Origin of the sequence: Bifidobacterium asteroides, assembly GCF_048001765.1 — a bacterium.
GTDB classification, from domain to species: Bacteria; Actinomycetota; Actinomycetes; order Actinomycetales; family Bifidobacteriaceae; genus Bombiscardovia; species Bombiscardovia asteroides_K.
The window spans coordinates 1,226,563-1,251,049 of the sequence record NZ_CP181447.1 but is presented as its reverse complement, the minus strand read 5'-3'; the positions used below and the strand labels follow the sequence as shown (position 1 = coordinate 1,251,049).

Annotated in this window: 22 protein-coding genes and 1 tRNA gene; 13 read left to right on the top strand and 10 right to left on the bottom strand. The window is 64.0% G+C overall.

The genetic code is table 11. From position 1 onward, the window contains the following. The first annotated feature begins 16 nt into the window (after positions 1-16). The 7 genes from eno (at position 17) to ACNAOV_RS04920 (ending at position 4,971) form a co-directional block, all read left to right on the top strand. Positions 17-1,312 (top strand): phosphopyruvate hydratase, encoded by a 1,296-nt coding sequence (eno, locus tag ACNAOV_RS04950; RefSeq protein WP_416516837.1) that lies wholly within the window; start codon positions 17-19, stop codon positions 1,310-1,312. 95 nt (positions 1,313-1,407) lie between these two features. Next, a complete protein-coding gene (locus ACNAOV_RS04945) occupies positions 1,408-1,992 on the top strand; it encodes an FtsB family cell division protein (protein ID WP_416516836.1) in 585 nt (194 codons plus the stop codon). Positions 1,993-2,155: 163 nt separating this feature from the next. Then, complete coding sequence (locus ACNAOV_RS04940; protein ID WP_416518155.1) at positions 2,156-2,764, top strand: DUF501 domain-containing protein; 609 nt, start codon at positions 2,156-2,158, stop codon at positions 2,762-2,764. Between the two features lie 11 nt (positions 2,765-2,775). Further along, on the top strand, positions 2,776-3,777 hold the full coding sequence (locus ACNAOV_RS04935; RefSeq protein ID WP_416516835.1) for a Ppx/GppA family phosphatase: 1,002 nt from the start codon (positions 2,776-2,778) through the stop codon (positions 3,775-3,777). Between the two features lie 24 nt (positions 3,778-3,801). Continuing rightward, a tRNA-Leu gene (locus ACNAOV_RS04930) sits at positions 3,802-3,887 on the top strand. A 90-nt stretch (positions 3,888-3,977) separates the two neighbouring features. Beyond that, positions 3,978-4,385: an FKBP-type peptidyl-prolyl cis-trans isomerase gene (locus ACNAOV_RS04925; protein WP_024627330.1), complete on the top strand. Its 408-nt coding sequence runs from the start codon at positions 3,978-3,980 to the stop codon at positions 4,383-4,385. Positions 4,386-4,491: 106 nt separating this feature from the next. Next, complete coding sequence (locus ACNAOV_RS04920) at positions 4,492-4,971, top strand: GreA/GreB family elongation factor (RefSeq protein WP_024627331.1); 480 nt, start codon at positions 4,492-4,494, stop codon at positions 4,969-4,971. A 119-nt stretch (positions 4,972-5,090) separates the two neighbouring features. Here ACNAOV_RS04920 and trhA read toward each other — a convergent pair whose 3' ends face one another. Beyond that, the gene (gene trhA / locus ACNAOV_RS04915; protein ID WP_416516834.1) at positions 5,091-6,011 is read right to left on the bottom strand and encodes a PAQR family membrane homeostasis protein TrhA; all 921 of its coding nucleotides are present in this window, start codon (positions 6,009-6,011) and stop codon (positions 5,091-5,093) included. A gap of 168 nt (positions 6,012-6,179) precedes the next feature. Between trhA and ACNAOV_RS04910 the strand changes: the two genes are divergently transcribed. Continuing rightward, positions 6,180-7,667, top strand: a complete 1,488-nt coding sequence (locus ACNAOV_RS04910; RefSeq protein WP_416516833.1) for a sensor histidine kinase — start codon at positions 6,180-6,182, stop codon at positions 7,665-7,667. A 98-nt stretch (positions 7,668-7,765) separates the two neighbouring features. Here the strand turns inward: ACNAOV_RS04910 and ACNAOV_RS04905 are convergent, their stop codons facing one another. From ACNAOV_RS04905 to ACNAOV_RS04890, 4 genes are all read right to left on the bottom strand, one after another. Beyond that, a complete protein-coding gene (locus ACNAOV_RS04905; protein WP_015021978.1) occupies positions 7,766-8,044 on the bottom strand; it encodes a WhiB family transcriptional regulator in 279 nt (92 codons plus the stop codon). A 77-nt stretch (positions 8,045-8,121) separates the two neighbouring features. Next, positions 8,122-10,077: an FtsK/SpoIIIE domain-containing protein gene (locus tag ACNAOV_RS04900; protein WP_416516832.1), complete on the bottom strand. Its 1,956-nt coding sequence runs from the start codon at positions 10,075-10,077 to the stop codon at positions 8,122-8,124. An 86-nt stretch (positions 10,078-10,163) separates the two neighbouring features. Beyond that, complete coding sequence (locus tag ACNAOV_RS04895; RefSeq protein WP_416516831.1) at positions 10,164-11,447, bottom strand: LCP family protein; 1,284 nt, start codon at positions 11,445-11,447, stop codon at positions 10,164-10,166. 73 nt (positions 11,448-11,520) lie between these two features. Next, the gene (locus tag ACNAOV_RS04890) at positions 11,521-12,987 is read right to left on the bottom strand and encodes an LCP family protein (RefSeq protein WP_416516830.1); all 1,467 of its coding nucleotides are present in this window, start codon (positions 12,985-12,987) and stop codon (positions 11,521-11,523) included. A 305-nt stretch (positions 12,988-13,292) separates the two neighbouring features. Between ACNAOV_RS04890 and ACNAOV_RS04885 the strand changes: the two genes are divergently transcribed. Genes ACNAOV_RS04885 through ACNAOV_RS04875 form a run of 3 tightly spaced genes read left to right on the top strand, consistent with a single transcriptional unit; the run spans position 13,293 to position 18,269 of the window. Then, complete coding sequence (locus ACNAOV_RS04885) at positions 13,293-13,550, top strand: WhiB family transcriptional regulator (RefSeq protein ID WP_416518154.1); 258 nt, start codon at positions 13,293-13,295, stop codon at positions 13,548-13,550. A 58-nt stretch (positions 13,551-13,608) separates the two neighbouring features. Next, positions 13,609-16,749 carry a glycosyltransferase gene (locus tag ACNAOV_RS04880; RefSeq protein ID WP_416516829.1) on the top strand — a complete coding sequence of 1,047 codons (3,141 nt, stop codon included), beginning with the start codon at positions 13,609-13,611 and terminating at the stop codon, positions 16,747-16,749. After that, entirely contained in the window at positions 16,746-18,269 is a 1,524-nt protein-coding gene (locus ACNAOV_RS04875; protein ID WP_416516828.1) for a DUF5719 family protein, read from the top strand. The genes ACNAOV_RS04880 and ACNAOV_RS04875 overlap by 4 nt, the downstream gene beginning before the upstream one ends. A gap of 10 nt (positions 18,270-18,279) precedes the next feature. Here the strand turns inward: ACNAOV_RS04875 and ACNAOV_RS04870 are convergent, their stop codons facing one another. Continuing rightward, positions 18,280-18,714 (bottom strand): metallopeptidase family protein, encoded by a 435-nt coding sequence (locus ACNAOV_RS04870; protein ID WP_029678500.1) that lies wholly within the window; start codon positions 18,712-18,714, stop codon positions 18,280-18,282. A 64-nt stretch (positions 18,715-18,778) separates the two neighbouring features. Between ACNAOV_RS04870 and ACNAOV_RS04865 the strand changes: the two genes are divergently transcribed. Beyond that, a complete protein-coding gene (locus ACNAOV_RS04865; protein ID WP_416516827.1) occupies positions 18,779-19,618 on the top strand; it encodes an HAD-IIB family hydrolase in 840 nt (279 codons plus the stop codon). 119 nt (positions 19,619-19,737) lie between these two features. Next, positions 19,738-20,493: a ComF family protein gene (locus ACNAOV_RS04860; protein ID WP_416516826.1), complete on the top strand. Its 756-nt coding sequence runs from the start codon at positions 19,738-19,740 to the stop codon at positions 20,491-20,493. Here the strand turns inward: ACNAOV_RS04860 and ACNAOV_RS04855 are convergent. The 4 genes from ACNAOV_RS04855 to ACNAOV_RS04840 form a co-directional block, all read right to left on the bottom strand. After that, the gene (locus ACNAOV_RS04855; protein ID WP_416516825.1) at positions 20,490-21,842 is read right to left on the bottom strand and encodes a DUF4113 domain-containing protein; all 1,353 of its coding nucleotides are present in this window, start codon (positions 21,840-21,842) and stop codon (positions 20,490-20,492) included. The genes ACNAOV_RS04860 and ACNAOV_RS04855 overlap by 4 nt on opposite strands. Continuing rightward, entirely contained in the window at positions 21,839-22,456 is a 618-nt protein-coding gene (locus ACNAOV_RS04850) for a LexA family protein (RefSeq protein ID WP_416516824.1), read from the bottom strand. Before ACNAOV_RS04850 ends, ACNAOV_RS04855 begins: the two co-directional genes overlap by 4 nt. A 70-nt stretch (positions 22,457-22,526) precedes the next feature. Then, entirely contained in the window at positions 22,527-23,657 is a 1,131-nt protein-coding gene (locus tag ACNAOV_RS04845) for a sensor histidine kinase (RefSeq protein ID WP_416518153.1), read from the bottom strand. Positions 23,658-23,675: 18 nt separating this feature from the next. Next, positions 23,676-24,419 carry a response regulator transcription factor gene (locus tag ACNAOV_RS04840; protein WP_198219964.1) on the bottom strand — a complete coding sequence of 248 codons (744 nt, stop codon included), beginning with the start codon at positions 24,417-24,419 and terminating at the stop codon, positions 23,676-23,678. Positions 24,420-24,487 lie beyond the last annotated feature (68 nt).

Below are 24,487 nucleotides of genomic sequence, written 5' to 3'. Positions count from 1 at the left end.
TATTGAAGGAGCAGTTGTGGCAGCAATTGAAAGCGTGTTCGCGCGCGAAATTCTTGATTCCCGTGGCAACCCGACCGTCGAGGTCGTTCTGCAGACTGAGGACGGCGCCGAGGGGCGTGGTCTGGTTCCCTCCGGTGCCTCCACCGGCGAGGCCGAGGCCTGGGAACGTAGGGATGGCGACAAGAAGCGCTATCAGGGCAAGGGTGTGCTGGACGCCGTCAAGGCGGTCAATGAGACCATCGCTCCCAATGTCATCGGTATGGACGCCACCGATCAGCGCGCCCTGGACGAGACCATGATTGATCTGGACGGCACCCCCAACAAGGGCAAGCTGGGTGCCAACGCCATTCTGGGCGTCTCCCTGGCTGCACTCTATGCGGCCGCCGAGTCCGCCGAACTGCCTCTCTACCGTTACCTGGGCGGCACCAACGGCCATATCCTGCCTGTGCCCAACATGAACATCATGAACGGCGGCGCCCACGCTGACTTCGCCACCGACATCCAGGAGTACATGATCTCCCCCTACGGCTTCGACTCCTACCGGGAGGCCCTGCGCGCCGGTGTCGAGGTCTACCACACCCTCAAGGGCATCCTGAAGAAGGACGGCCACGAGACCGGCCTGGGCGACGAGGGTGGCTTTGCCCCCAAGATGAAGTCCAACGAGGACTCCTTGAAGTACATCGTCGACGCCATTGAAGCTGCCGGCTACGAGCCCGGCAAGCAGATCGGCCTCTGCCTGGACGTGGCCTCTTCGGAGTTCTACAACAAGGACACCGACAAGTACCACTTCGACGGCGAGGATCGCGACGCCGACTACATGCTGGACTACTACCAGGGCCTGGTCGAGCGCTACCCGCTGGTCTCCATCGAGGATCCCTTCGCTGAGGAGGACTGGGGCGCCTGGCAGAAGATCACCGCCGCCATGGGCGACCGCCTGCAGTTCGTGGGCGACGACCTGCTGGTGACCAACCCGAAGAGGCTGCAGAAGGGCATCGACCTGAAGGCCGCCAACTCCCTGCTGGTCAAGCTCAACCAGATCGGCACCGTGACCGAGACCCTGGATGCCATCGAGCTGGCCACCGCCAACGGGTTCACCTCCATGGTTTCCCACCGTTCCGGCGAGACCTCCGACACCACCATCGCCGACCTGGCCGTGGCCAAGAACACCCGCCAGATCAAGACCGGTGCTCCGGCCCGTGGCGAGCGCATCGCCAAGTACAACCGTCTGCTGGAGATCGAGGAGGAGCTGGGCTCCACCGCCGAGTACGCGGGCTACAGCGCCTTCAAGGCCTGCAAGAAGTACATCAAGTAAGGCCTTGCCGGTTGGGACGGAGCCTTTGCAGGTTTTGACCCGACTGTGAAGTCTTTCACCCGTGGCGGTCCGCGTCGGCTGCCGCGGGTATTTTTATGGGTATGGCCAAGAACAAACGTGACGGCGCCGACCGGCGGACAAGCAGGCGGTCGTCGGGACCCATCACCTTCTTTGTAGCGGTCATCATCGTGGCTCTGGGGCTGATCCAGCTGGTCTCCACCTTCCACGCCTACGCCATCAATCTTTCCGAGCTCAACGGCCTGCGCAACCAGCAGGCCCAGCTTGTCGAGCACAAACGTGACCTGGAGAACCAGATCCGGCGCTGGGACGACAAGGCCTATGTGACCGCCCAGGCCCGGGACCGGCTGGGATTCGTCTTCCCCGACGAGGAAGCCATCCGGGTCCTGCATCCGGAGGCGGTTACGGGCAGCAAGGACAAGGACCAGGCCGGAAGCAAGGGGGTCCGGGCCCCTAGGAAGAACTCCCTGCCCTGGTATCAGGAGATGGCCTACTCCTTTGCCAAGGCCGACCAGGATCCGGCTGCCAATGGGAGCAAGGGGGGCACAGGTCAGCAACCAGGCGACGGAGCCAGTCCGAGCGGATCCGCCAGTCCGACTGGTTCCAACAGCCCAGGTGGCCCTGATGGTCCCTCTCCATCCAAGGGCGTGGGAACGCAGTGAACTCCGAAGGCTCGGATTTCGTCGCGCCAACGGTTAATGGACTTAGCAGCAGCAAACCATCAGGAAAGATGAGGACAGCGTGATCAAGGCCCAGGAAAGGCCCCAGACAGCAGTGGAATCTCAAGCCGTAGACAAGGTCCGGGTCGAACCTAAAGCCTCCGGCCTGGTTACTGACCGGGACCTGGCCATGGTAAGAGATCGAGCCCAGGAGCTTCTGGCGACGCCGGCCACACCGGATCAGATAGCCGTTGTTAACCAGCAGCTGGGACGTTTTCCGCGGGGCATGGTGGCCGTGGGCGCCCGCTGCGTCTGTGGCAACCCCCTGGCCGTGGTTACCCGGCCTCAGCTGGAGGATGGCACACCCTTTCCGACCACCTGCTATCTGACCAGCCCCGAGGCTGTCAAGGCCGTCTCCCGGCTGGAGGCCGACGGCATCATGTCCGACTGGAATACCGAGCTTGGTTCGGATCCTGATCTGGCCAGCGCCTATCACAGGGCCCACGAGCTCTATCTGGCCTTCCGCTCTGCCCTGGCTCAGCGGCTGGGCGACGACGAGAGTCACATAGCCGGAATCTCGGCTGGGGGCATGCCCAAGCGGGTCAAGTGTCTGCATGCTCTGACCGCCCAGTCTCTGGTTATGGGTCCCGGGGTCAATCCCTTGGGCGACCGGGTTCTGGGCCAGGTACGCCAGGTGTTCGATCCGCATGTCTGTAGGTGCGCCCAGCCCTGGGCCGAGGCATCCATACAAGAGGACCGGCAAGAGAAGCGATGAAGGGGGTTTCCATGGATCAGGTGACAGTGGCGGGCGTGGACTGCGGCACCAACTCCATACGTCTGCTGATAGCCCAGGTGGACCGACAGGGGCTCCATCCGGTGGCTCCCAGGCTGATGCGCGTCATCCGGCTGGGGGAGGGCGTGGACCGCAATCACCGCTTCTCCGATCAGGCCTTGGAGCGGGCCTTTGAGGCCTGTCGGCTCTTCGCCCAGCAACTGCAGGAGCACCCGGTGGATGGCCTGCGCTTTGTGGCCACTTCGGCCACCAGGGATGCCGACAACCGTGAAAGTTTCGAAGAGGGGGTGCGCTCCATCCTGGGGGTTACGCCCGAGGTCATCAGCGGCTCCCAGGAGGCTTCGCTGAGTTTTCTAGGAGCGGTCAGTGTGCTGGAGCAGCGGGGCAGCGACGGCATGCCTCCTGCGCCCTACCTGGTTGTCGACCTGGGTGGAGGCTCCACCGAGCTGGTCCTGGGCGGGGACGGGAGCGATCTGCCCGTCGACCAGGTCAGGGCCTCCTACTCCATGAACATCGGCTCTGTCCGGATGACCGAGCGTCATCTGCTGGACGATCCGCCCAGCCAGGAGCAGATCGACCAGGCGCTTGAGGATGTTGACGGCTGGATCGACCAGGCCTTCGGTCAGGTCCCTGTATCCGGGGTAGGCAGTGTAATCGGAGTCTCCGGCACAGTCACCACCATGAGCGCCCTGGCCCTGGGATGCCAGGTTTATGATCGCCATGCAGTCGACGGCCGGTCCATTTCTGTCGATGCGGCCCGGCGGGTTGACAACCAGGTGCTGAACATGAGCCGGCAGGGGCGTCGGGAGCTCAAGGCCATTCATCCCGGTCGTGTGGATGTTATCGGCGGTGGGGCCCTGATCTGGAGCCGCCTGCTGGAGCGCCTGGGCCAGGCCAGTCCGAGTGCGCTGGCTTCGGGAACCTATGTGGCCAGCGAGCACGGCCTCCTGGATGGTCTGGTCCTGGACTACGGTCGGGCCCTCCTGCGCGAATGATATACTAAGGCGTTATGGGTTATGGCCCCGGTGGCGAAATGGTATACGCATCGGACTTAAAATCCGCCGCCTTCACCGGCTTGTGGGTTCGATTCCCACCCGGGGCACCAAGGCCTCATCGGCTTGGACGGCAGTGTCGCAACTTGTCAGCCGGCCGACGAACCGATACTCTGGTACGCAAGAAAACCAAAGGAGTTGTCATGAGTGACCAATCCATGCCCGAGGTGAACGCCGAATTCGGCGCCACGCCGACCATAACCTTCCATGGTCCGGCGCCCAGCGGGCTGCGCGCCGTGGAGCTGGTCGAGGGGGACGGGCCGGTCGTCCGCAAGGGCGATACCGTCACCGTCAATTATCACGGTGTCGTTTGGGGTTCGGATCAGGTCTTCGACTCCAGTTTCCAGCGTCATCAGCCGGCCAGCTTCGGCATTGGCGTGGGGCAGGTCATTCGCGGCTGGGACCAGACGGTGCCCGGTCACAACGTGGGGTCCAGGTTGGTGGTCTCCATTCCGCCGGAGTACGGATATGGTCGTCAGGGGATGCCCCAGGCGGGCATCGGCGGCGACGATACCCTGGTTTTCGTGATCGACATCATATCGACACGGTAGACAAGGGTCTCCAAGGCGCCGGTGAGGGCCGGCGCCTTTTTCATACCATTGACTTCGCTGTTCAGGTCGGGCCACGAGACAAGTGCATCAAACAAGGAGGAATCACATGGCTGAGGAAAAGACGATTCTGCTGACACAGGCCGCTTACGACAAGCTGAAGGAGGAGCTTGACCACCGTCAGGGCGAATACCGCGACGAGATCACCGAACGCATCGCGGCGGCTCGTGCCGAGGGGGATCTGAGCGAGAACGGCGGCTACCAGGCTGCCCGCGAGGAGCAGGGCAAGAACGAGGGGCGAATCAACGAGCTGATCGTCAAGCTGCGCAACGCCAAGATCCTCAAAGCGCCCAAGGCGGGCACGGTGGGCAATGGCTCCCTGGTCACCCTGACCATGGCCGGCAACGAAATGGTCTATGTGCTGGGCTCCAGGGATCTGACCGTGGCCACCGACTACGACGTCATCAGCCCCGAGTCGCCCATCGGCGCGGCCCTCATGGGTGCCAAGAAAGGCCAGACCGTGACCTACAAGGCCCCCAACGGCAAGGACATCTCGGTCACCGTCAAGGATGCCCAGCCCCTCAAGTAGCGGGACGACCCCTCATTGTCCCAACCCGGCCTGAATGAAGCCGCTCCCCGCCATGGTCGACGGAGAGCGGCTTCGTCTATGAATGACTCTTCGATTCTTGAGTCAGGCTGGGGATTTGCTCAGCGGAGGTTGCAGACCACCAGGTAGATGGCCACGATATGGCAGGCGTAGCCGATGACCGTGCCGCAGTGGAAGATCTCGTGGAAGCCGAATACCCGGGGCCAGGGGTCCGGCCGGCGCAGGCCGTAGACAATCGCCCCCAGGATGTAGGCCAGGCCACCGGCCACGATCAGCCACACCACAGGCGGACCGGCCATGGGGGAGTCCCAGAAGAGCTTCAGGAAGCCCACCCCCGAGACTCCGAAGACCACGTAGACCAGGGTGTAGAGCCAGCGGGGAGCATCGATCCAGAAGACATGGACGATCATGGCCACCAGGCTGGCTCCCCACATGCCCAGGATGATGATCCGCCGCCAGAAGGGGTCCAGTGCGAAGGAGATCGGCGTGTAGGTGCCGGCGATGAGCAGGAAGATGTTGACGTGGTCCAGGCGGCGCAGCACGTCCGTGGTGCCCGGGGTCCAGTCGCCCAGATGGTAGAGGGCCGAGTTGCCGAAGAGGGCCAGCGAGGCGACCATGAAGACCGCACAGGCCAGCTTGAGGCCAGTGCCGTGGGCCAGGCAGATCAGCACGATGCCGGCTGCCAGAGCCAGGGGGGCGGCCACAGCGTGGATCCAGCCGCGCAAGAGGGGCTTGGGACGGCCGTGGACATCCAGGCGGACCTTGCGCTCGATCTCCATGTCGGGGATGCCCTCGATCCGTGAGGCCTTGATCTCGGCCTTGGTCATGATCCGCGCAGCTTTGGCCTTGGCCTTGGCACGCACCGCATCAGCCTTGGCCTGCAGATGAGCCTCGTGGGCCACCTCTGCGTCCTTTCGCAGGTAGGTCAGCTCCTGGCGACGCTGCTGGCGGCGGCGTTCGAGATCAGGATCGACCTCCTGATCCTCGGGCGGTCTGCCGTCCTCGCTGGTCCTGGTTGCCATGGCCCTCCCTTGGCCCCTTGACTGGCTCCGACCTGTCGGGTCCGGTCGCCGGGGCGAAACATCCGTGAACCACCCTACCGCAGACCTGTGTATTGGACGCGCATGTCATCATCGCCTTTGGCATGACCCGCCTGTCTGCTTCCCAGGGCCCTTTGTATGATGGAGGGCATGGCTGATTTTTCCGAGATTCTGGCATCCTGCGACGACTGCAATGAGGAGGACCGTGAGTGGCTCCACCACCTGGTGGCCGACTGGCAGGTCATCGCCGATCTGAGCTTTGCCGACCTGCTGCTCCTGCTGCGCACGGGCGAGGGGGAGTTCACTGTGGCCGAGCAGTGCCGGCCCTCCACGGTCATGTCCCTGCGGACCGAGGATGTGGTGGGGGAGCACTTCCCGGCGGATCAACGTGAAGAGCTGGAGGCCGCCATGCGGTCCAAGGGGGTGTTGCGTTCCAACAAGCTGCGCACCATCGGCCGCGCCACGGTATGCGACGTTTTTGCCCCTATCCGTCACCGAGGCAAAACCCTGGGCCTGGTGGTCCGTGAGACCAACATGGCTACCCGCGAGTCCAACGGACGTTACGAGAGCGAGAGCATCAACGCGGGCAAGGAGCTCTTCGAGATGATCACCCGCGGCGAGTTCCCCTACGCGGATTCAGTGCTCAACCAACGGCACAACGCCAGGGTGGCCGATGGCTTCTTTGTGCTGACGGCAAGCGGTGTGGTGCGTTACGCCTCGCCCAACGCCATCAGCTGCTTCCGCCGGCTGGGCTCGGTGGAGACCATGATCGGACAGTACCTGAGCGAGATCGGTACCTCCCTGCTCCAGGAAAACGATCCCGTTCCCGACTCCCTGCCGCTGGTCCTGTCGGGCAAGGCGGCCGTGGATTCAGAGCTGGATGCCAACGGATCGGCCGTCTCCATGCGCTCCCTGCCCCTGTACGGCAAGCAGGGCAGGACCGGCGCCATTGTGCTCTGCCGGGACGTGACCGAGCTGCGCCGCCGTGAGAAGGAGCTGCAGACCAAGGATGCCACCATCTCCGAAATCCACCACCGGGTCAAGAACAACCTCCAGGCCGTGTCAGCACTGCTGCGGCTGCAGGCCAGGCGCACCAAGTCAGACGAGGTCCGCAAGGAGCTGGAGGAGGCCCAGCGCCGCGTCCAGACCATCGCCGTGGTCCACGAGGGGCTCAGCCAGACCGCCGACGAGATTGTGGACTTCGACAAGGTGATCGCCAACCTGCTCAAGATGAGTGTGGACCTGGCCACCACCAGCGACCAGCACATCACCATCTCCTACGTGGGCAAGTTCGGGATGATGCCGGCCCAGGATGCCACACCCCTGTCTCTGGTACTGACCGAACTGGTCAACAACGCTGTCGAACACGGCTTTGAGGGCCGTGACGAGGGGCATATCACCATATCGGTGGGCCGGGGCGGCAACAACCTCAACGTGGTAGTCGAGGATGACGGCAACGGTTACAGCACCGAGTCGGATCAGGGCCAGGCTCGTGCCACTGGGTCCGGTCTGGGCACGCAGATCATCAACACCTTTGTCACCAACGACTTTGGCGGCACAGTCAAGTGGGAGCCCCGCCGTGATGGCGGCACTCGTGTGGTCATCAACATCAAGCTGCGCGTGGCTCAGGACGTGTGATGCTGGGAACCTTTTAGCGAAGGGTACTTTTCAGGAAAAGAAAGGGGCGATGGCATCGAGCCATCGCCCCTCTGCTGTTTGGCGCAATCGGGAAGGAGTCAGGACTGCATCTGCATGGCCTGGGACCTGCGCGCGCGCATGGCCCGGCGCTTCAGAGCCCTGCGTTCGTCCTCGCTCAGCCCGCCCCAGACACCATAATCCTGATTGGTGTCCAGTGCGCACTTCAGACAGGCGTCAATGACCTTGCAGGTCCTGCAGACAGCCTTGGCCTCCTCGATCTGCTGATAGGCTGCACCGGTGTTGCCGACGGGGAAGAACAGCTCAGGGTCCTTGTCACGGCAAGCAGCCTTGGCGCGCCAATCAAACGCATTACTCATCTACCTAAGCCTCCAAGAAGTTTTTATCGATGCTTTATCACTACCCTATGCAAGATAAGCACGATGAGTGACTTTTTTCAAGGGTCCATTTGTTTTACGGCTAAAGAGAACACCTGTAGCGGAATGGCGAGACCTGCCTCCAGAACCAGACACCGTCCAGGAATGGCGCTGGCCCGGGTGGATAGGGTGGCCGGCTGATCGGCAGGGATGCCAGCTGCCAGGTCGGCCCCCCGTTCGCCACAGGGGAACACCAGGCGGCGGCTGAAACGTTCCGGTCTGCGCAGGGCGCTGGCCGCATCCACAGCCAGGACCACGGTGGTTCCCTCCTGTCCCAGCGCCTCCTGCAGAAGCGAGGCTAGAGGATCCCGGCAGAGCGGATCCAGCAGATCCTGGGCATCGTCAAGAATCCAAACCAGTCCTCGGTTTTCATCCTGACGACCGTCAGGCGGTGCCGGCACCGGACCTGGAAAGTCCCGGCTGCTGTAGCCATGACCTGTCCGACGTGTGACGCGCAGATCAAAGCTGGGTTCTGGTCGGGCTCCCGGCTTCATCAGGGTGAGCAGGGAACGAGCCAGGAGGGCCAGCAGGGTGCTCTTGCCGTGCCCTGGCGGTCCGATCAGGGCCGTATGACCCCTCAGCGGCAGACGATAGAGGTGGAGCAGGACCCCGTCGTCCATGTGTCCTAGGGGTATCAGGGGCCGTCCTGACTGCCAGAGGGTCTTACCGCAGGACGGATCGTGCTCAGGCAGGGGAGGGGAGAAGAGCGGCGCTGGCGGCCGGCTGCCGCAGAAGCGACTGGCTTTGATGATCTGATCCACCAGGGAGTGCGGGTCAGCCGCTGGGCATGTGCGGAAGGCCTGAGGGCCCCTGCCCTCCTCCAGGAAGCCCAGACCTGGACAGGCAGGGTCGATCGCCGTGGCGCAGGAGGACCCCAGCAACTCTCTGGACTGCAGAGGATCGCGCACCCGCAGACAGATGCCTAGGTTCATGTTGGCCCGCATCTGAGCACTGATCTGCCCCATGGTCTGCTGGGTGCAGGCCACCAGGTTCATACCCAGGGACCTGCCCTGGGAGGCCAGCGAGGTCAGCCTATCCAGATAGTCAGGCAGGAGTTGGCGCAGGGCCTGGAACTCGTCGATGACCACCACCAGGCGCGCCGGTGGATCGGGCATCAGCGCAGTGTCCTCCACTCCTGCTCTGGCAACCAGCCGCTGACGTCGCTCCAACTCCCGCTGAAGGCCGTTCAGCGCCCGCACCGCTCGGTCCAGATCCAGATTGGTCACGCAACCCACGGTGTGCGGCAGTCGGGCCAGCAGGCCGAACCCGGCACCGCCCTTGAAGTCCAGCAGGACCAGATTGAGCCGGTCCGGCGGCTGGCTGGCGGCCAGAGCCAGACACCAGGTCTGCAGAAAGACCGATTTGCCTGACCCGGTGGTACCCGCCACCAGGGCGTGGGGTCCGTCGCGGGGCAGATCAATGACTAACGGACTGTGATCAGGACGGATGCCAATGACTGCCGGAGCTGTGGAACCTGATGCTGCAAGCCAGGCGTGAACGATGCCCTGCCAGAGCTGACCATGTGCTCCCGAAGCCCCAGATCTTGACAGTCGGGACTCAAGCTGAAGACCTGGATCAGCGGCCAGCTCAGCCAGGTCCTGCCGGGTCTGGTCCTCTGTTGTCGTCGATGGGGATGCACGATCCGGTGCTGGGCTGTATGCCAACTGCGCGCGGGCAGGGGAAGCAAGTGATGGCTGACGATGCGCTCGCAGCAGGTTTAGAAGCACCATGGCCAGGGTGCCGGTCAGGCTGGGTATCAAAAGGAGGAGCAGCATCCAGCGGCCCTGGCCCACCACGTACCAGATCATGCCCGCCTGTGCCAGAGCCGGAGCCGTCTGCGCAACCAGGGTCAGAATGACCCGGGACCTACCTTTGTTGGCGGAGCGTGGCTTGTCATCCCCGGTCTCGGTCGAAGGCACGGGACCGACCGCCCCCGATGAGGTGACTGCGGTTGCTGACAGAAGGGCTTTGGTCATGCTTCCAGCATGAAAGATCCAGCTGCCGATTACCAGAATGAACCGGATATGTGGTCGAATGTGGATGGCGCCTGCCGGATGGGCGGTCAGATGCCCCCGACGGTGCCCGGCTCGTGACTGCCTTGGATCAACTGGTCGAACAGCTCGGTGTTGCGGGCCTGATCCAGCAAAACGGTGGAGCCGACCCGTCTGTTGGGGAAGTAGTTGGGGTTGGTCCAATACAGGCTTCCGGTGACGCCCTTTGGGCCGCTGGCGCTTCGGAAGGCCAGAACCATGCGCACCAGGTCTATGGCGTTGGCCCGCTCATCCACCACCAAGGAATCCAGGCCCGCCGAAAGGACCTTGCCGGCTGTGACGGGGTTGAGCAGGACCGAAGGTTGCAGGGCCTTGGAGGTGATGGCCGAGATGGCCTGACGTTGCCGCTCGGCACGCCCGAAGTCACCCTTGGGATCCGAGTAACGCATGCGGGTGAAGGCCAGGGCCATGCCGCCATCGGCCTGATGGCAGCCCTTGGACCAGACCATGCCTGATCTGGCGTCGTTGACATCGGCGTCATAGCAGAGATTGACGCCACCCATGGCATCGACCACCTTGCTCAGGCCTCCGAAGCGGATCAGAGCCACATGGTCGACCTTATGGCCGGTGATGTCCTCGATCTGGCTGGTCAGGGACCGGTAGCCTGAAGTGTATGCCACGGCGTTGATCTTCATGTATCTCCCGTCCTCTTTGACCAAGGAGTCACGGGGGACTGAGATCAGTGAAGCAGCTCCGTGCCGAGGCTTGGTCAGCACCAGGATGGTGTCGGTACGGAAACCGGTGATGCTGGTATCCTGGCCGGCTCCCGGAGAGCCGTCACGCTGGTCCGACCCCAGCAGCAGCCAGGTAGTGGCTCCAGAGCCTGGGGCGTCCGTCAGCATTTGCTCGCGGTTGAGCCTGGCATTGATCCAGAACCATCCGCCACCCGCCAGTACGACCAGGGCCAACAGGATGACCAGGAGCAGTATGCCTATGAACCTGCGCACTGGATGCTTGTGGGCCATGGCAGTAGTGGTGCCCATACTCCGGTTACCCCGATTGCTTCGACCACCGCCGTTGCCCCAGCCGTTCCTGCCAGGAGCCGCCTGCGTCGCCGGTCTGGGCGTGGTTCTTGAAGAGCCGCTGGTGCGTCTGGCTGCTCGGGTCCTGTCGACTTGCGTCGGCTGAGTCGCGCCGCCTGAGGAGGGAGTAAAGCTTGGAAGCTCCTGCTGTCTGCGGCTGTGCCTGGCAGAGGCGGCGGGTGCGCCGGAAGTGGTTTCGGGACGACGATGCCTGGAGGGCATGAAGCTGGGTGGCTCCTGCTCTTGTCCGCCTTGGTCTGAACCAGTCCGCATGCCTTCAACCTCCATAGCTTTGACCGACTAGGCAAGCAATAGCATGCCTGAACGACCCGAGGGAGTAAATCGGCTATCTCTGTGCCGGAACCGCACAGACCGTGGCGAACAGGTAGCGGTCGGCCATGCCGATGTATTGGCCGGTGTTCGCATCCTTGATGGTCCCGTCATTCGGGTCGACGATCCCCCCTGTGCTCGGATCAATCAGGGTCTTATTGGGCATGGTAATCAGTCCCGTGCGCGGGTCCGGATCGGGCAGAGCGGTGGCGGAGGCAGAGGGGGTCTGGGTGGCGGACTGTGTTTCAGAGCTCTTGCTCCGAGTTTGAGCCTTCCCCTGCGCCCCTTGGGTGCCTTGGGTCCGATTATCTGACGAGGGGGTATCTGATGAGGAGGCGCTTGACAAGGAGGCTGCCTCGGCTTCCTCATTGGCCTGGGTCAAGGGCTTGCCCTGGCGCAGCAGGCGCCAGATGGTTTCGGCCTGCTCGGTCCAGACTACCCGGTAGCGGTCCTGTGACCATTCCTTGACTGGTATGGTCCGCGCGTAGATGTGGGCGGTGTCTATGTGTTTGAGCGAGTTGCCCAGGCCCAGCAAGGTCTGGAAGCTGCCCAGCCCCTCGCTCAACTGCAGGGTTGACATGGAGGTGGTGGCCAGACGGTAGGCCTTGGGCAGGTCTGAATAGATGTCGACGGTCTTGGCCTCGTTGACCAGGCTCTTGATTAGGTACTGCTGGCGGGTGGTGCGCATGATGTCCGATCCGTCGGCGCTGGTGCCGTGGCGCATTCGGGCGTACTCGGTGGCCTGGGTTCCGTCCAGATGGTGCAGACCGCGCTTCAGGTCAATGCCGGTGTAGTTGTCCTTGGTGTCCTTGGGGATGCATACGTCGACCCCGCCAAGGGCGTCGATGATGGATTTGAATCCGTTGAAGTCGGCCACCACGAACTGCTGGATGTCCAGGCCGGTCAGGGAGCGGACTGCAGCCAGGGAACAGCTGGCGGCCGAATTCGCATCCCCGCCTTGGTTGTAGCCCTCGGCGAAGATGGAGTTGAACATGACCTGGCGGCGGGCCGGGATGGTCTCGCCCTTGCTGGTGACGCAGGCCGGGGCGTTCACAATGGAGTCCCTGGGGATGGAGACCACGTTCACATAGGAGCGGTCGGCGGCGATCTGGACCACCATGGCCGTGTCAGACTGGTGGTTCTCCTCCAGGCCGTCCCCGCTGCCGCCCACCTCCGAATTGCCCTTGCCGTCGCGGGTGTCCTGGCCCAACACCAGGACGTTCAGGGTTTTGCCCTTGTAGATATCTTCCGGGGCCTTGTGGGCTTGGGTCAGGTTGATGGGCTCGAGCACGTGCATGTGTCCGTTGATGTCTGTCCAGAAGGCTGCCACGGTCGAGGCCAGGAAGCAAAGAACGAAGGTGAGGGCCAGACAGATGCCCGTGCGCAGGGAGTGGCTGCTGCGGAACCCGTCGCTGTGCTGGGGTTTGCCGTTCCTGCCCGCCTTGATGTTGGGCAGACCCATCTTTCTGGTTGGGGACGTCAATGGTATGCCTTCCTCATCGGCTGTCGCTGTAGGGGCCATTCCGGCAGGAAGAACCGGGATGGCGCTGGCGCGTGCTTGAACCAGTCACAGTATAGTCTGACCCCCATCCGCAGCTCCTCTTCGGGCGATACGGTCTCCTCCACGTGTTGTTAAGTTGCGCTTGCAGTCATTTGGGGGTTGACAGAAGACCCCCGCAGCGGCTGTAATAAAAGTGTGTAAAACACACTAGGGACTGGGGGGTCGCTATGAGTGGTTTTGTAGACACTCGATACAGCAATACAACTAAAAACAGGCTGACGCCGCTGATGCAATGGTTCGAAGTCAACATCGGACCATCCTGGCGAAGCGAGGCGCTCTGTGCACAGACCGACCCGGAAGCATTCTTCCCGGGTAAGGGAGGCTCCACTCAGGAGGCCAAACGGGTCTGCGCCGACTGCACCGTCCGAAAGCAGTGCCTGGATTGGGCGGTCGAACATGACGAGCGCTTTGGCATCTGGGGCGGCATGAGTGAGCGGGAGCGCCGCCGTTACAAGAAGAGGATTCGCGCGCAGCGTCAGGTCTGAATCGCCGCAGGTGCCGCAGCGAGGCATCCGGTGACCTGGATTGCGTAGACTGGAACGCATGAGTTTCGTCGCGCCTCAAGCCCAGGATGTCCGGCAGGTCCTCTCTGCAATAATGAATGAATGTTCGCCTGCCGCCAGTCCTCATGTAGAGGATGCTGTGGCGGCGGTGATCACGGTCGAGCATGACCTGACCTACCTGCCGGATACCCTGCGTGCCCTCTTGCGACAGAGCCTCCTGCCCAGGGTCTTGGTAATCGCCGACTGCTCGGGGGCCACTGTGGAACCCCTCTATGCGCAGTTCCCGGTGGACGGGCCCGCGCGGGTGGAAGTGCAGGTGGTTCGCGCCCGAGGCGCCTCCTCCTTTGGCGATGCCGTCGACAAGGCGCTTGGCTATGCCCGTCTGCCTGGTCGGATCCGCGCTCTTTGGCTTCTACACGACGACTGCCGCCCATTGGATAGCCATTGCCTGGACAAGCTGGTGGACACCTGGCACAGCAATCCCACTGCCTCCCTGCTGGGCGCCAAGCAGTATGACTGGCAAGGCGAGGGACTGCGTGACGTGGGTCGTTATGCCTACCACCACCGGACGGTGAGCCTGGTAGTGGACAGCGAGCCCGACCAGGAGCAGTATGACGCGCGTCAGGATGTCTTCGCGGTGAGCCTGGCTGGCGCTCTGGTGCCCATGCAGACCATGAAGGACCTGGGTGGACCAGGCGCCTGGGCTGGCACTTTCGGCCAGGCCGACGACCTCTGCCGTCGCATCTGCCTGTCGGGAGGACGGGTGGTGGTGGTGCCCAGCGTTCACATGGCCCATGCCAGCGCCCGGATAAACGGATTGCGTGACCGGAATGGACGGTCGGTGCCGCCTGACCACCGATTGGATGCCTCCATGGGTCCCGTACTGGCTCGGGAACGCTACCTGTTGACCGACTTTGCCCTGCCCCGGTGGCCGTTGGTCTGGCTCTGGCGGGTTCTGGCGGCGTTGTGGTTCATGGCGGTTGATCTTATCGGCAAGCGACCCTACCGGGCCCTCTGCCGTCTGTGCGCGCCCTGGCGGATTCTGGCCCGTCCTGCAGCCTTGCTGACCATGCGTCGTCGTCTGGCCTCTGCCTGCCATGGCGGTCCCCGCCGATTGGACATTCTGCAGGCCAACAGTCAGCAGATCCGGCAGTGGCGGCAGCGCAGGCAGGCCTTCCGCGACCAGCAGGAACATCCCATGCTCAGCCATCTGGCCCTGGCTCATCTGCGCCAGCAGTTTCTGCGTCGCCTGGCCTGGGCTTCAGGGATGACCCTAGCGGTCTTGGCGGCTTTGGTGGCCACCCACTGGCCCCTCTGCAGAGCCATTTTCTCGGGAGGGGCCATCCATGCGCCCTCCCTGCCCTCGTCAGGAGCTGACTGGTCCCGTCTCTTGGCGGCGGCCACGACCTCCTGGTCCTGGGCCGGAGGCGTGGGACAGCCCGCAGTTCCTGCTCCCTTCCTCCTGGTGCTCCTGCCTTTCGCTCTGTTGACCGGCGGTCACGTGGCCCAGGCCATGGCCCTGATGCTTCTGGCGGAGACGGGACTGGCCGCTCTGTCCTTCTGGGCCCTGGCCGGCGTGGTCACCAGGTCCAATCCCATTCGTGTGCTGTTGGGGTTGATCTGGGCCTGCTTGGCATTTGCCCTGGGCATCGTGGATGGTCTGCAGCTGCCCATGCTGACGGTCATGGCCTTCATGCCTGCCGCCTTTGCCTTCGTTTTCAAGGCCGTGGGACTGTATCAGACCGAGGCCCCCGTGCACCCCAAGGCCTCGGTGCAGCAGGCGGCTTTGGCCTCCATCTGCTTCCTGCCGGTCCTGGCAGCCGAGCCTCAGCTCATATTGGCCATGATTCCGCTCTTCATCATGGCAATCTGCCTGGTGCCCTCCCATCGAATCATGCTGCTGCTGATGCCCCTGCCTTCGCTGCTGGCTCTGGCGCCCACCCTGGTCAACTCCCTGCATCATGCCAAGGATGGGCTTTGGAGGCAGCTTTTCGCAGACCTGATGGTTCCCTCGGGGGACCTGACTGGCCAGCCCAGAACCGGAAGTCTGGGAGAACTGCTGGCCCGCCTGCTGGGCCTGGATGTTTCGGCTTGGCGGCCCATCAGATGGCGACCTGAGCTTTGGCGTCCGGCCACGCTTGCCTGTTGCCTGTTGACGGTGGCCCTGCTGGCCTTTGTTGCTCTGGTTGTGCCCCGGGCGCTCAGGGCTGCCAGGATTCTCTGGATCACGGTTCTGTTGGGCCTGGTCCTGGGGCTGGCCTCGCAGGCGGTCTGCACCGGTTTGGATGAAACCGGTCCAGTGGCAGGTTCGGTCCTGCCTGGCGTGATGATGGCCTTTATGGGGTTGCTGACCTGTCTGGGCCTCCTGGCCGGCAGGGCTGTCCGTCCCTTCTCGCCCCTTGCCCCCGGGCATGATCAGACCCCTGACAACGATGCTGATCGTCCGCCCCTGCCTCCTGCACAGTCCTCCCCAACGTCAGCAGTCGCGGTTGATGGTGGCGGACGGATTCTGAGACTCTTGCTGGGCCTGGTCCTGGCCCTGGTCGCTGCGGGCGTGGCGTTGGTCGGTCTGACGGCGCCTGTCGGTGGCCCCCTTTCCGCCGACGGCCGGCAGCTTCCGGCAGTGGCGGTGGACTACCTGGACAAGGATCCATCCCACCGGGTGCTGGTGCTGACCTCGCCCTCCCATGGCCGCGTAGCCTATACCGGTCTGCACACTTCGCGAGGAGAGCTGGTCGATGCCTCGCCTTCCCTGCGGGTACAGAGGGTCAATGGAAGTCAGCTGACCGGCGAGGATGTCCTCTCGCACTCGGCGGCAGCTCTGATGGCCAACGCTGACTCCAAGGCCGTAGCTGCGGTGACCGACCTGGGCTTCGGCGGAATCTATGTGCCTGTCGACCGATACGGGGTGGCGGGCTTGGGGTCCACACCCAACGATGACCTGGTTTCCAACATCACCGCCAGCGATGGCGCCCAGCAGGTGGTAGCCAACGCCCAGGGAACCTATTTCCGTCTGAGCTCGCAGGCCGGCAAGGATGTGGGCGTTGACATGGCTGGGGTGACGCAAGCAGAGGCCAGCACCTGGAGGAGGATCTGGCTATGGACCCTGGGCCTGATCCTGCTGGGATACTGCCTGGTGGCACTGCCGCGTCCGGGATACTTTGGAGAGGAACAGCTATGAGTGCACGAAGCAAGGGATCCCTGATGGCCGCCCTGGTCACAGTGCCCCTGGCGGCGGTTCTGATTGCCGCCCTGCTGATCTGGACGCCTCCGGCCTTCCTGGCTGATGGTGCCCAGGGTTCGACTGTCGTTTCCAGCCAGGTCAGTCAGCGGGAGATGGCGGCTTACTGCCCGGCTCGCATGGCGGTAGCGGACGAGGACAAGGTCGGCGATGATCAGTTCAAGGCATCGGAGGGCGATCTGAGCTCCCGTGTCACGGCCGCCGCTTTCGGATCCATCGGCAGTTCCAGCCTGACACCAATGGCAGGCGGGCAACGCACCACGGTGACTGATCCCGATCTCTTGGACGGGCAGAAGGCCATGGCCGCCTCGCTCGACCCTGGTGCTTCGGCCACTGCCTTTGATTCCCGGATGCTCAAGTCCCAGCCGGGCACAGGGGCTGCCGTCGGCATGGTCTCCTGGGCTACCAAGGGTGATCTTCGAGGAATCCAGGCGCTGGCATGCCCCCGGGCCGTAATGAATGCGGACTTCCTGCTGCCTGCCACCAGCAGAGGGACCACCCAGCGGCTGGTGGTCTACAACCCGTCATCCAAGGCCACGGTGATCAGCCTGGAGGTCCAGGGTTCGCACTCCTCGGGCCATCTGTCACTGGAGACCGGGAAGACCATGACCGTGGCTCCCGGCGGCCACGCCTCATACGACCTGTCTGCGGCGGCTCCCGGACAGCAGGCCATCTATGTCCGGGCTCGCAGCTCACAGGCACCGGTGGCCATGTCGGTCTCGGTCAATGTCATGTCTGGGCTTGATCCGCGCGGCTCGGATCAGGTGACTGCCCTGGCGGCTCCTGGCCGTGATCTGGTCATTCCCGGCCTGCGCGGGGCAGACCAGGCCACCCTTCTTCTGCAGGGCTCCCATGCCACGGCAGTGGACCTGTCCTGGGTGGATGAAGGCGGCCAGCAATCCTTGCGGCGGGTGGATCTGCAGGGCTCTCAGGCCACGGCGGTGGACCTGGGTGGCGTGCCCGACGGCAAGCTGGCTCTGCAGGTGCATACCGACCGGCCTGTCCATGCGGTCCTGCAGGTGACCGCCCAGGGCAGTCAGGACAAGTCGCAGTCCGACCTGGCTCTGATCCCTGCCGGGACTGCCGCCGCCTCCTCGGCCCTGACCATATCCCAGCCTGCCCAGGCTGCGCTGACCCTGGTCAACCCATCGGCGGATTCAATCAAGGCCGAACTGGTTGGATTCGATGACAAGGGCAACAAGCTGGGCGAGCGCTCGCTGACTGTTGAGGCAGGTCGAGCCAATGAGCTTTCAACCCACGATTTGGGTGACCAGGTGGCCGCTGTACGGCTGAATCAGGATTCCGAGCATGGCTCCTCCCGGTTGATCTGGAATGCCCGCCTGAGTGTGGACGCGGTCAACCAGGCTGGCCTGGCCGGTCTGGCGGTCATGGCTCCTGACGGGCTCATGCCCACCACCACCGTGATCCGCTCCGGCCCGGACTCCGCCGTCCTGTCCTGAGATTCAGCCTTCAGCGTCCCCACATGGGGTCGATCTCCTCGGGGTCGCGTCCGTAGAGGTCAGCCAACTGCAGGACCAGCTCGTCACGGATGATCAGCTCCAGCTCCGTGCGGTCCCTGGTCTTGCTCTGGATGGGCATCCGGTAGAGGACGATTCTTGCGGGAATGCCGCGGCCTGCCGGGAAACTGCGTGAGAAGAGGTCCGACCTGTCCTCCCAGGGGGTGGGGTCGGAGGGCGGCACATCCTCGACCGCGAATTGGACGGGCTTGACCAGTTGAGGCCAGCCGGCGCCCAGCCGCCGGATCTGGGCTGCGGTCAGATCGTCGAAGATTCCGCATCTGGTGCGATAGCGGGGTAGGCGGGTGCCGAAGGTGGGCCGACGGATTCCACGGCCATGGCTGTCCCGGTAAACGGTGCGGGCCCAAGGCGGCTGATCGTTGATCATGACACTCACCATAGCTCCCGACTCGGAGGCATTTTCGATTTAGGGTGTCTTGTAGCATGGAGCGATGATCGACAAGCGGATGGGAGCAATCATGGCGGAGGACGGTGCGGTGAATGTGGCCTGGTGGGGCAGCCAAGACATAAGGTCCATCTGCGCACGGGCACGGGTGTTGGCCTTCGATCTGGACAATACCCTGGCACTGTCCAAGACCCGCATGGACCAGACCATGGCCGTCCATTTCGCCGCCCTGACCCGGCTTCGGCCCGTGGCCATCGTCTCTGGCGGGCGGTTCAGCCAGTTCCGCGACCAGGTGTTGGATGCCCTGCCCGACGATACCCGTTTCGACCAGCTGCATCTGATGCCCACCAGCGGCACCCGCTACTACCGCTGGCAGGACGGAAGCTGGAATTGCGTCTACGCCCATGACCTGAGCGCCCAGGACCGGCAGGCTGCCGAGGCCAGTCTGGAGCGCAGGGCCAGGCAGCTGGGCGACTGGGAGGAGCAGGTCTGGGGTCCTCGCATCGAGGATCGCGGCAGCCAGATAACCTTTTCAGCACTGGGACAGCAGGCACCCGTCCAAGCCAAGGAAGCCTGGGATCCGGACAACAGCCGCAAGGATGCCCTGGCCCGGGCTGTGGCTGCTGATCTGCCTCACCTGCAGGTGCGATCCGGCGGCTCCACCAGCGTGGACATTTCGGCCAAGGGTATCGACAAGGCCTACGCCATGACCTCCCTGGCCAAGATACTGAGCGTGGATGTCGGCCAGATCGCCTTCGTGGGCGACCGGATGGATCCGGACGGCAACGATTATCCTGCGGCTGAAGCCGGGGCCATGGCACTGCGTGTGCACAATCCTGCTGATGCCTTGGATTTGATCCGGGCCCTGGAAGCTGACCTGGCCTGAACCTGCTGAACCTGTCCGCAGACCAGTCTGTGAACGGCGAGCCTGTGAACAGATGCCTGTTCATGCACATGGCTTTCTCTGCTTGCCTATTCTCACTGTTCGAGGGTTGGCTGGACGATATGCGCAACCATTCATTGCAATCCGGCCGACTCCGCCAGGCCATTTGTGCCGTGACCACAGCTTTGGCGGGTTCGGCCCTAGACCTGCTGGCTCCTCGGGCCTGCGCCGGCTGTGACCGTCCTGATTTCTTGCTCTGTCCCGCTTGCGGATTCCTGCTCTTCCGACCTCTGTCCGTGCCTGCTCCCGCCTATGCCCTTGGTCTGGCCCTGGCCTGCGCTCCATATCGCGGACCCGTCCGGCGGATCATTCTGGCCTGGAAGGACCACGACAACCGGCCCCTGGATGGACCCTTGGGCCAGGCCATGGCCGGTCTGGCTCCGGCCCTGTCCAGGCTGATCGATCCTCTGCTCCGATCCAAGCCTGCGAAGGCGATTCTGGTGGTTCCCGCCCCATCCTCGGCCGCCTCCCTGCGAAGGCGGGGGAGGGTTCATCTGCAGCCGATCCTTCTATCCCTGGTCCAGGCCCTACAGCGGCTGGGTTTGGACGCCCGGGTGGGACCGGCTCTGATCATGAACTCCGTGAGAACCAAGTCTGTCCAGGCGGGCGGCCGTCGGAACCGTTCGCGTCGGTTGGCAGGCCGGATTGCGATTGCGGATCCCTCACAGCTGGCCGGTCATCCCGTCCTGGTGGTGGACGACATCATCACTACGGGATCCACAATCCGCCAGTGCGCCCGTGCCCTGGAGGCCGCAGGTGCCCTGCCGCTGGCTGCCTTGGCTCTGGCGGCCGTTCCTCCCGGCCATGAGGATCTCTAACGGGCCTGAGCCACGGCCATCTCATCCCAACGGGTGGTGGATCGGGGGGAGAGCATGCCCCGGTTCATGGCCCAATCGGCCCCTGTGTCCTCGTCGCCCCGGCCCTGGCCACGGATGCCTCCGTAGCCTACGCCCACACGGAAGGGGCCAAAACGACGGGTGGCATCCTCCAGGACATCCCCCAGACCATGGGTGTCCCGGGCTGCATCCAGGCCTTCCAGGGTGTGGAAGTGGTCGGCATCGGTCAGGTCCAGTAGAACCACCCCGGCCCGGATCCAGCGGGCGTGCGGATCCACCCGGCCCTTGAGCGCCCGGCTGGCTGCGCCAGCGATGACCAGCGGATCGTCGCTGGGATCCTCCAGGACGACGGTCCGGCCGGCTGCGCAGAATTGCTGGGGCGCATAGGGGCTGGTGGAGCAGAAAACCTGCACTTTTCCGCACAGGCCATGCTGCCGACGCAGACGGCGGCAGGCTTTCTGGGCGTATATGCTCAACGCCTGGGCCAGGGTGGCGTAGCCCTCTATAGGGTGGGAGAACATGCGCGAGCACAAAATCTGATTGGTGCGTACGCCCCTGGCGGCATCTCCTTCGGGCTCGATGCAGGGCCGTCCCCTCAATTCCAGCACGGTGCGCTGCAGCATGACGGAGAACCGGTGCCGGATCAGAGAGGGATCGGCATCGCGCAGATCCAGGGCGGTAGTGATGCCCATGCCCATGAGCCTGCCGGTCAGCCGTCGACCCACCCCCCAGACCTGGTCGACGGGCACCGATGCCAGAGCCTGGTCGCCATACTGGGCCTCCACCTGGCTCCAGAGGGTGATCCCCTCGGTCGAGGGGTGATCCTTGGCCCAGTGGTTGGCCACCTTGGCCAGGGTTTTGGTGGGTGCCACCCCCACGCTGACGGGAATGCCGGTGGATCGCAGGACCGCGGCGCGCAGTTCCCGGCAGATTTCGACAGTGCGCCTGTCGTTCCAGATGCTGTCCATGAAGCACTCGTCGATGGAGTAGACCTCCTGGTTGGGCAGGAAATGGGCCATGATGGCCATCATGCGCCTGGAGAGGCTGGCGTAGAGCTCATAGTTGGAGCTGCGGGCCACCACCCCGTCCTGCAGGGCCCGTTCACGAATGGTGAACCAGGGTGTGCCGTTGGTGATGCCCAGGGCCTTGGCCGGGCGGTTGCGGGCCACCACGCAGCCGTCGTTGTTGGACAGCACGACCACCGGACGGTCAGCCAGGGAGGGGTCGAAGACTGCCTCGCAGGAGGCAAAGAAAGAGTTGGCGTCGGCCAGGACCACCTGACTGGTCAGAGCGGTCCCGCCTGCAGGATCGTCCGGTCTCTGCGCGCTCATGCCGACCCCCAGCCCGTGGAAGGGTAGACGGGCTTCCGGCTTTGACTTCCCGTGCGCCCGCGTCCGTGCGGGGTATGTCCGGGATAGGTGACCTGCGGCAGGGGAGAGTCGCTCCGGGATTCACCCTTGGCATCCACCCGCTGCCAGTGGTAGTTGCCGATGACCACCCCCCAGATGACCAGTTCCTCGCCCTCCTGGGGCAGGAAGTCGGGGTAGGCGGGGTTCTCGGCCCGCAGCATGGTCCTTCCTTTGCGCCTGGCCAGCCGTTTGACCAGCAGCTCGTCGTCCAGGATGGCGATGACAATGTCTCCCTCGCGCGGCTCCAGGGACCGGTCGACCACCAGCAGGTCCCCATCGAAGATGCCGGCGCCGGTCATGGAATCGCCGGCCACATGGATGATGAAGGTGGAGTCGGGGTGGACGATGACGTTCTGGTCGAAGCTGAAGTCGCCGCTGAAGTAGTCCTGGGCCACTGAGGGGAAGCCGGCGTGGACGGCCTCCAGGGCCTGCGGGACAGGGCTGGGATGTCCTCGGAAGAGGCTCAGGGCATCGACCCGGCACTCCGGCAGGGAAGCAGGGGCCGCATCCGGCGACCCATGAATGGTAGCGACCATGGCACACCTCGAACTCGATGGCATTCGAACAAATGTTCGATTTCATTATGTGTCGAGGTGTGCCTCCCCGTCAATGCGGCGCGTCGGACCCGCCGGAGCGATCCCCGTCCCCCTCGTCCTCGTCGGGATCGCGGTGATATCTGGGCAGGGTGATCTCGAAGTCCGCTCCGCGCGGATCATCCACCACCTGCACCTGGCCTCCGTGCAGCTGGGCCGCCCAGCGGGCGATGGACAGCCCCAGCCCGGTGCCTCCCGACTCCGTGCCCGGTCCCGCCTTGCCCTTGACGAAGCGCCGGAAGATGTCGGTGCGGGCCTCGGGGGGTATCTGCGAGCCGAAGTTGACCACGTTGGTGACTATGGCCTCCTGCTGCCGGTCCTCGTGGGCCTGGATCAGCACCGTGGTGCCGTCGGCCGAGTGCTTCAGGGCGTTGCTGATAACGTTGGTGAAGAGCTGACGCAACCGGTCCTGGTCGCCCTCCATTCTCAGCCCCTTCTCCAGGTCCACCTGGATGTCGTGGGCGTGCCCGGCGTCGGCTATGGCCAGAGGCTGAAGGGTCTCGTCAATGAAGTCCCCGAAGTCGAAGTCCTCGATCTGCAGGCTGGCGGCCCCGGCCTCCATCCTCGACAGGTCCAGCAGGAAGGCAATCAGATCGGACAGGCGGTGGGTCTGCTCCAGGATCCCCTCCAGGTTGGCTGGCGTGGGCTCGGTCACCCCGTCCGCCATGTTCTCCACCATGGCCTGCAGGGCCGAGACGGGGGTGCGCAGCTCGTGGCTGACATTGGCCACCATGTCCCGGCGCATCTGGTCGGCGTGTTGGAGCTCCTCGGCCATCTCGTTGAAGGACTGAGCCAGGAGCCCCACCTCGTCATGGCTGGTCGTCGTGGCGTGGACCCGGACCGTGTAGTCCCCGTCGGCCATGGCCTCGGCCGCATCCCGCATCTGCCGCAGGGGAGCGGTGAGCCCCCGGGAGAAGAAATAGGTGATCCCCAGGGCCACCACCAGGGTCAGCGGCATGGCGATCCAGCCGCTCCAGCCCATCTTCAGCAGGAACCAGGCCATCACGAAGGCGATGGCTGTGGAGATGATGATCAGGACGCTCAGCTCCACCTTCAGTGAGGCGAAGGATCCGATGGGCCGTTCGCGGTCCACCCGCGCACTCAGGCTGGGCCCCTTGCGCCGGCCTTTGCCGTCCTTGCTCATAGTGTGCATCCGCGGTCGCTACCGCTGGTCTTTCTCCTGCTCCTGGTCCTCGGGCGGTTCGAAGGCGTAGCCCACACCATGCACGGTGCGAATCATCTGCGAACCCAGCTTGTGGCGCAGAGCCTTGACGTGGGAGTCCACCGTCCTGGTGCCCGAGGCATCCACCCAGTCCCAGACCTCCTCCAGCAGCTTCTCACGGGTGAGTACGGACTTGGGCCGACGGGCCAGCGTGGCCAGCAGATCGAATTCGGTGGGGGTCAGGTGAATCTGCTCCCCACGCAGGGTTACGATGCGCTGGGCTGGGTCGATGACCAGGGATCCGAAGTCCAGTACCTTCTCGTTCTCGGAGTTCTTGGCGATGACCTTGGCGCGCTCCACCCGGCGCAGGAGGGCCTTGCAACGGGCGATCAGCTCGCGCATGGAGAAGGGCTTGGTCATGTAGTCGTCGGCTCCGGCGCCCAGACCGGTCACCTTGTCGGCCTCGTCGTCCCTGGCAGTCAGAATCAGCACCGGCACCGGCCGCTCGGCCACGATCCGCTTGGTGGCCTCCAGTCCATCCATGACGGGCAACATGATGTCCATGATGACCAGGTCAGGTTTGATCTGGGATGCGGCCTGCACGGCGCTGGCACCGTCCGAGGCCACCCGTGCCGTCCACCCTTCGGCGGTGATGCGCTGGGCGATGGCGGTGGCCAGGGTGGGTTCGTCCTCAACCACCAGGATGGTGCTGGGTGTAGTGTAACGGCTTGTGTTTTTGATCATGCCTACCTCTGTCTTCGATCACTGATCCGCAAAACGATGCTCGTCATGCGGGGTGGAGCCTTGTCGGC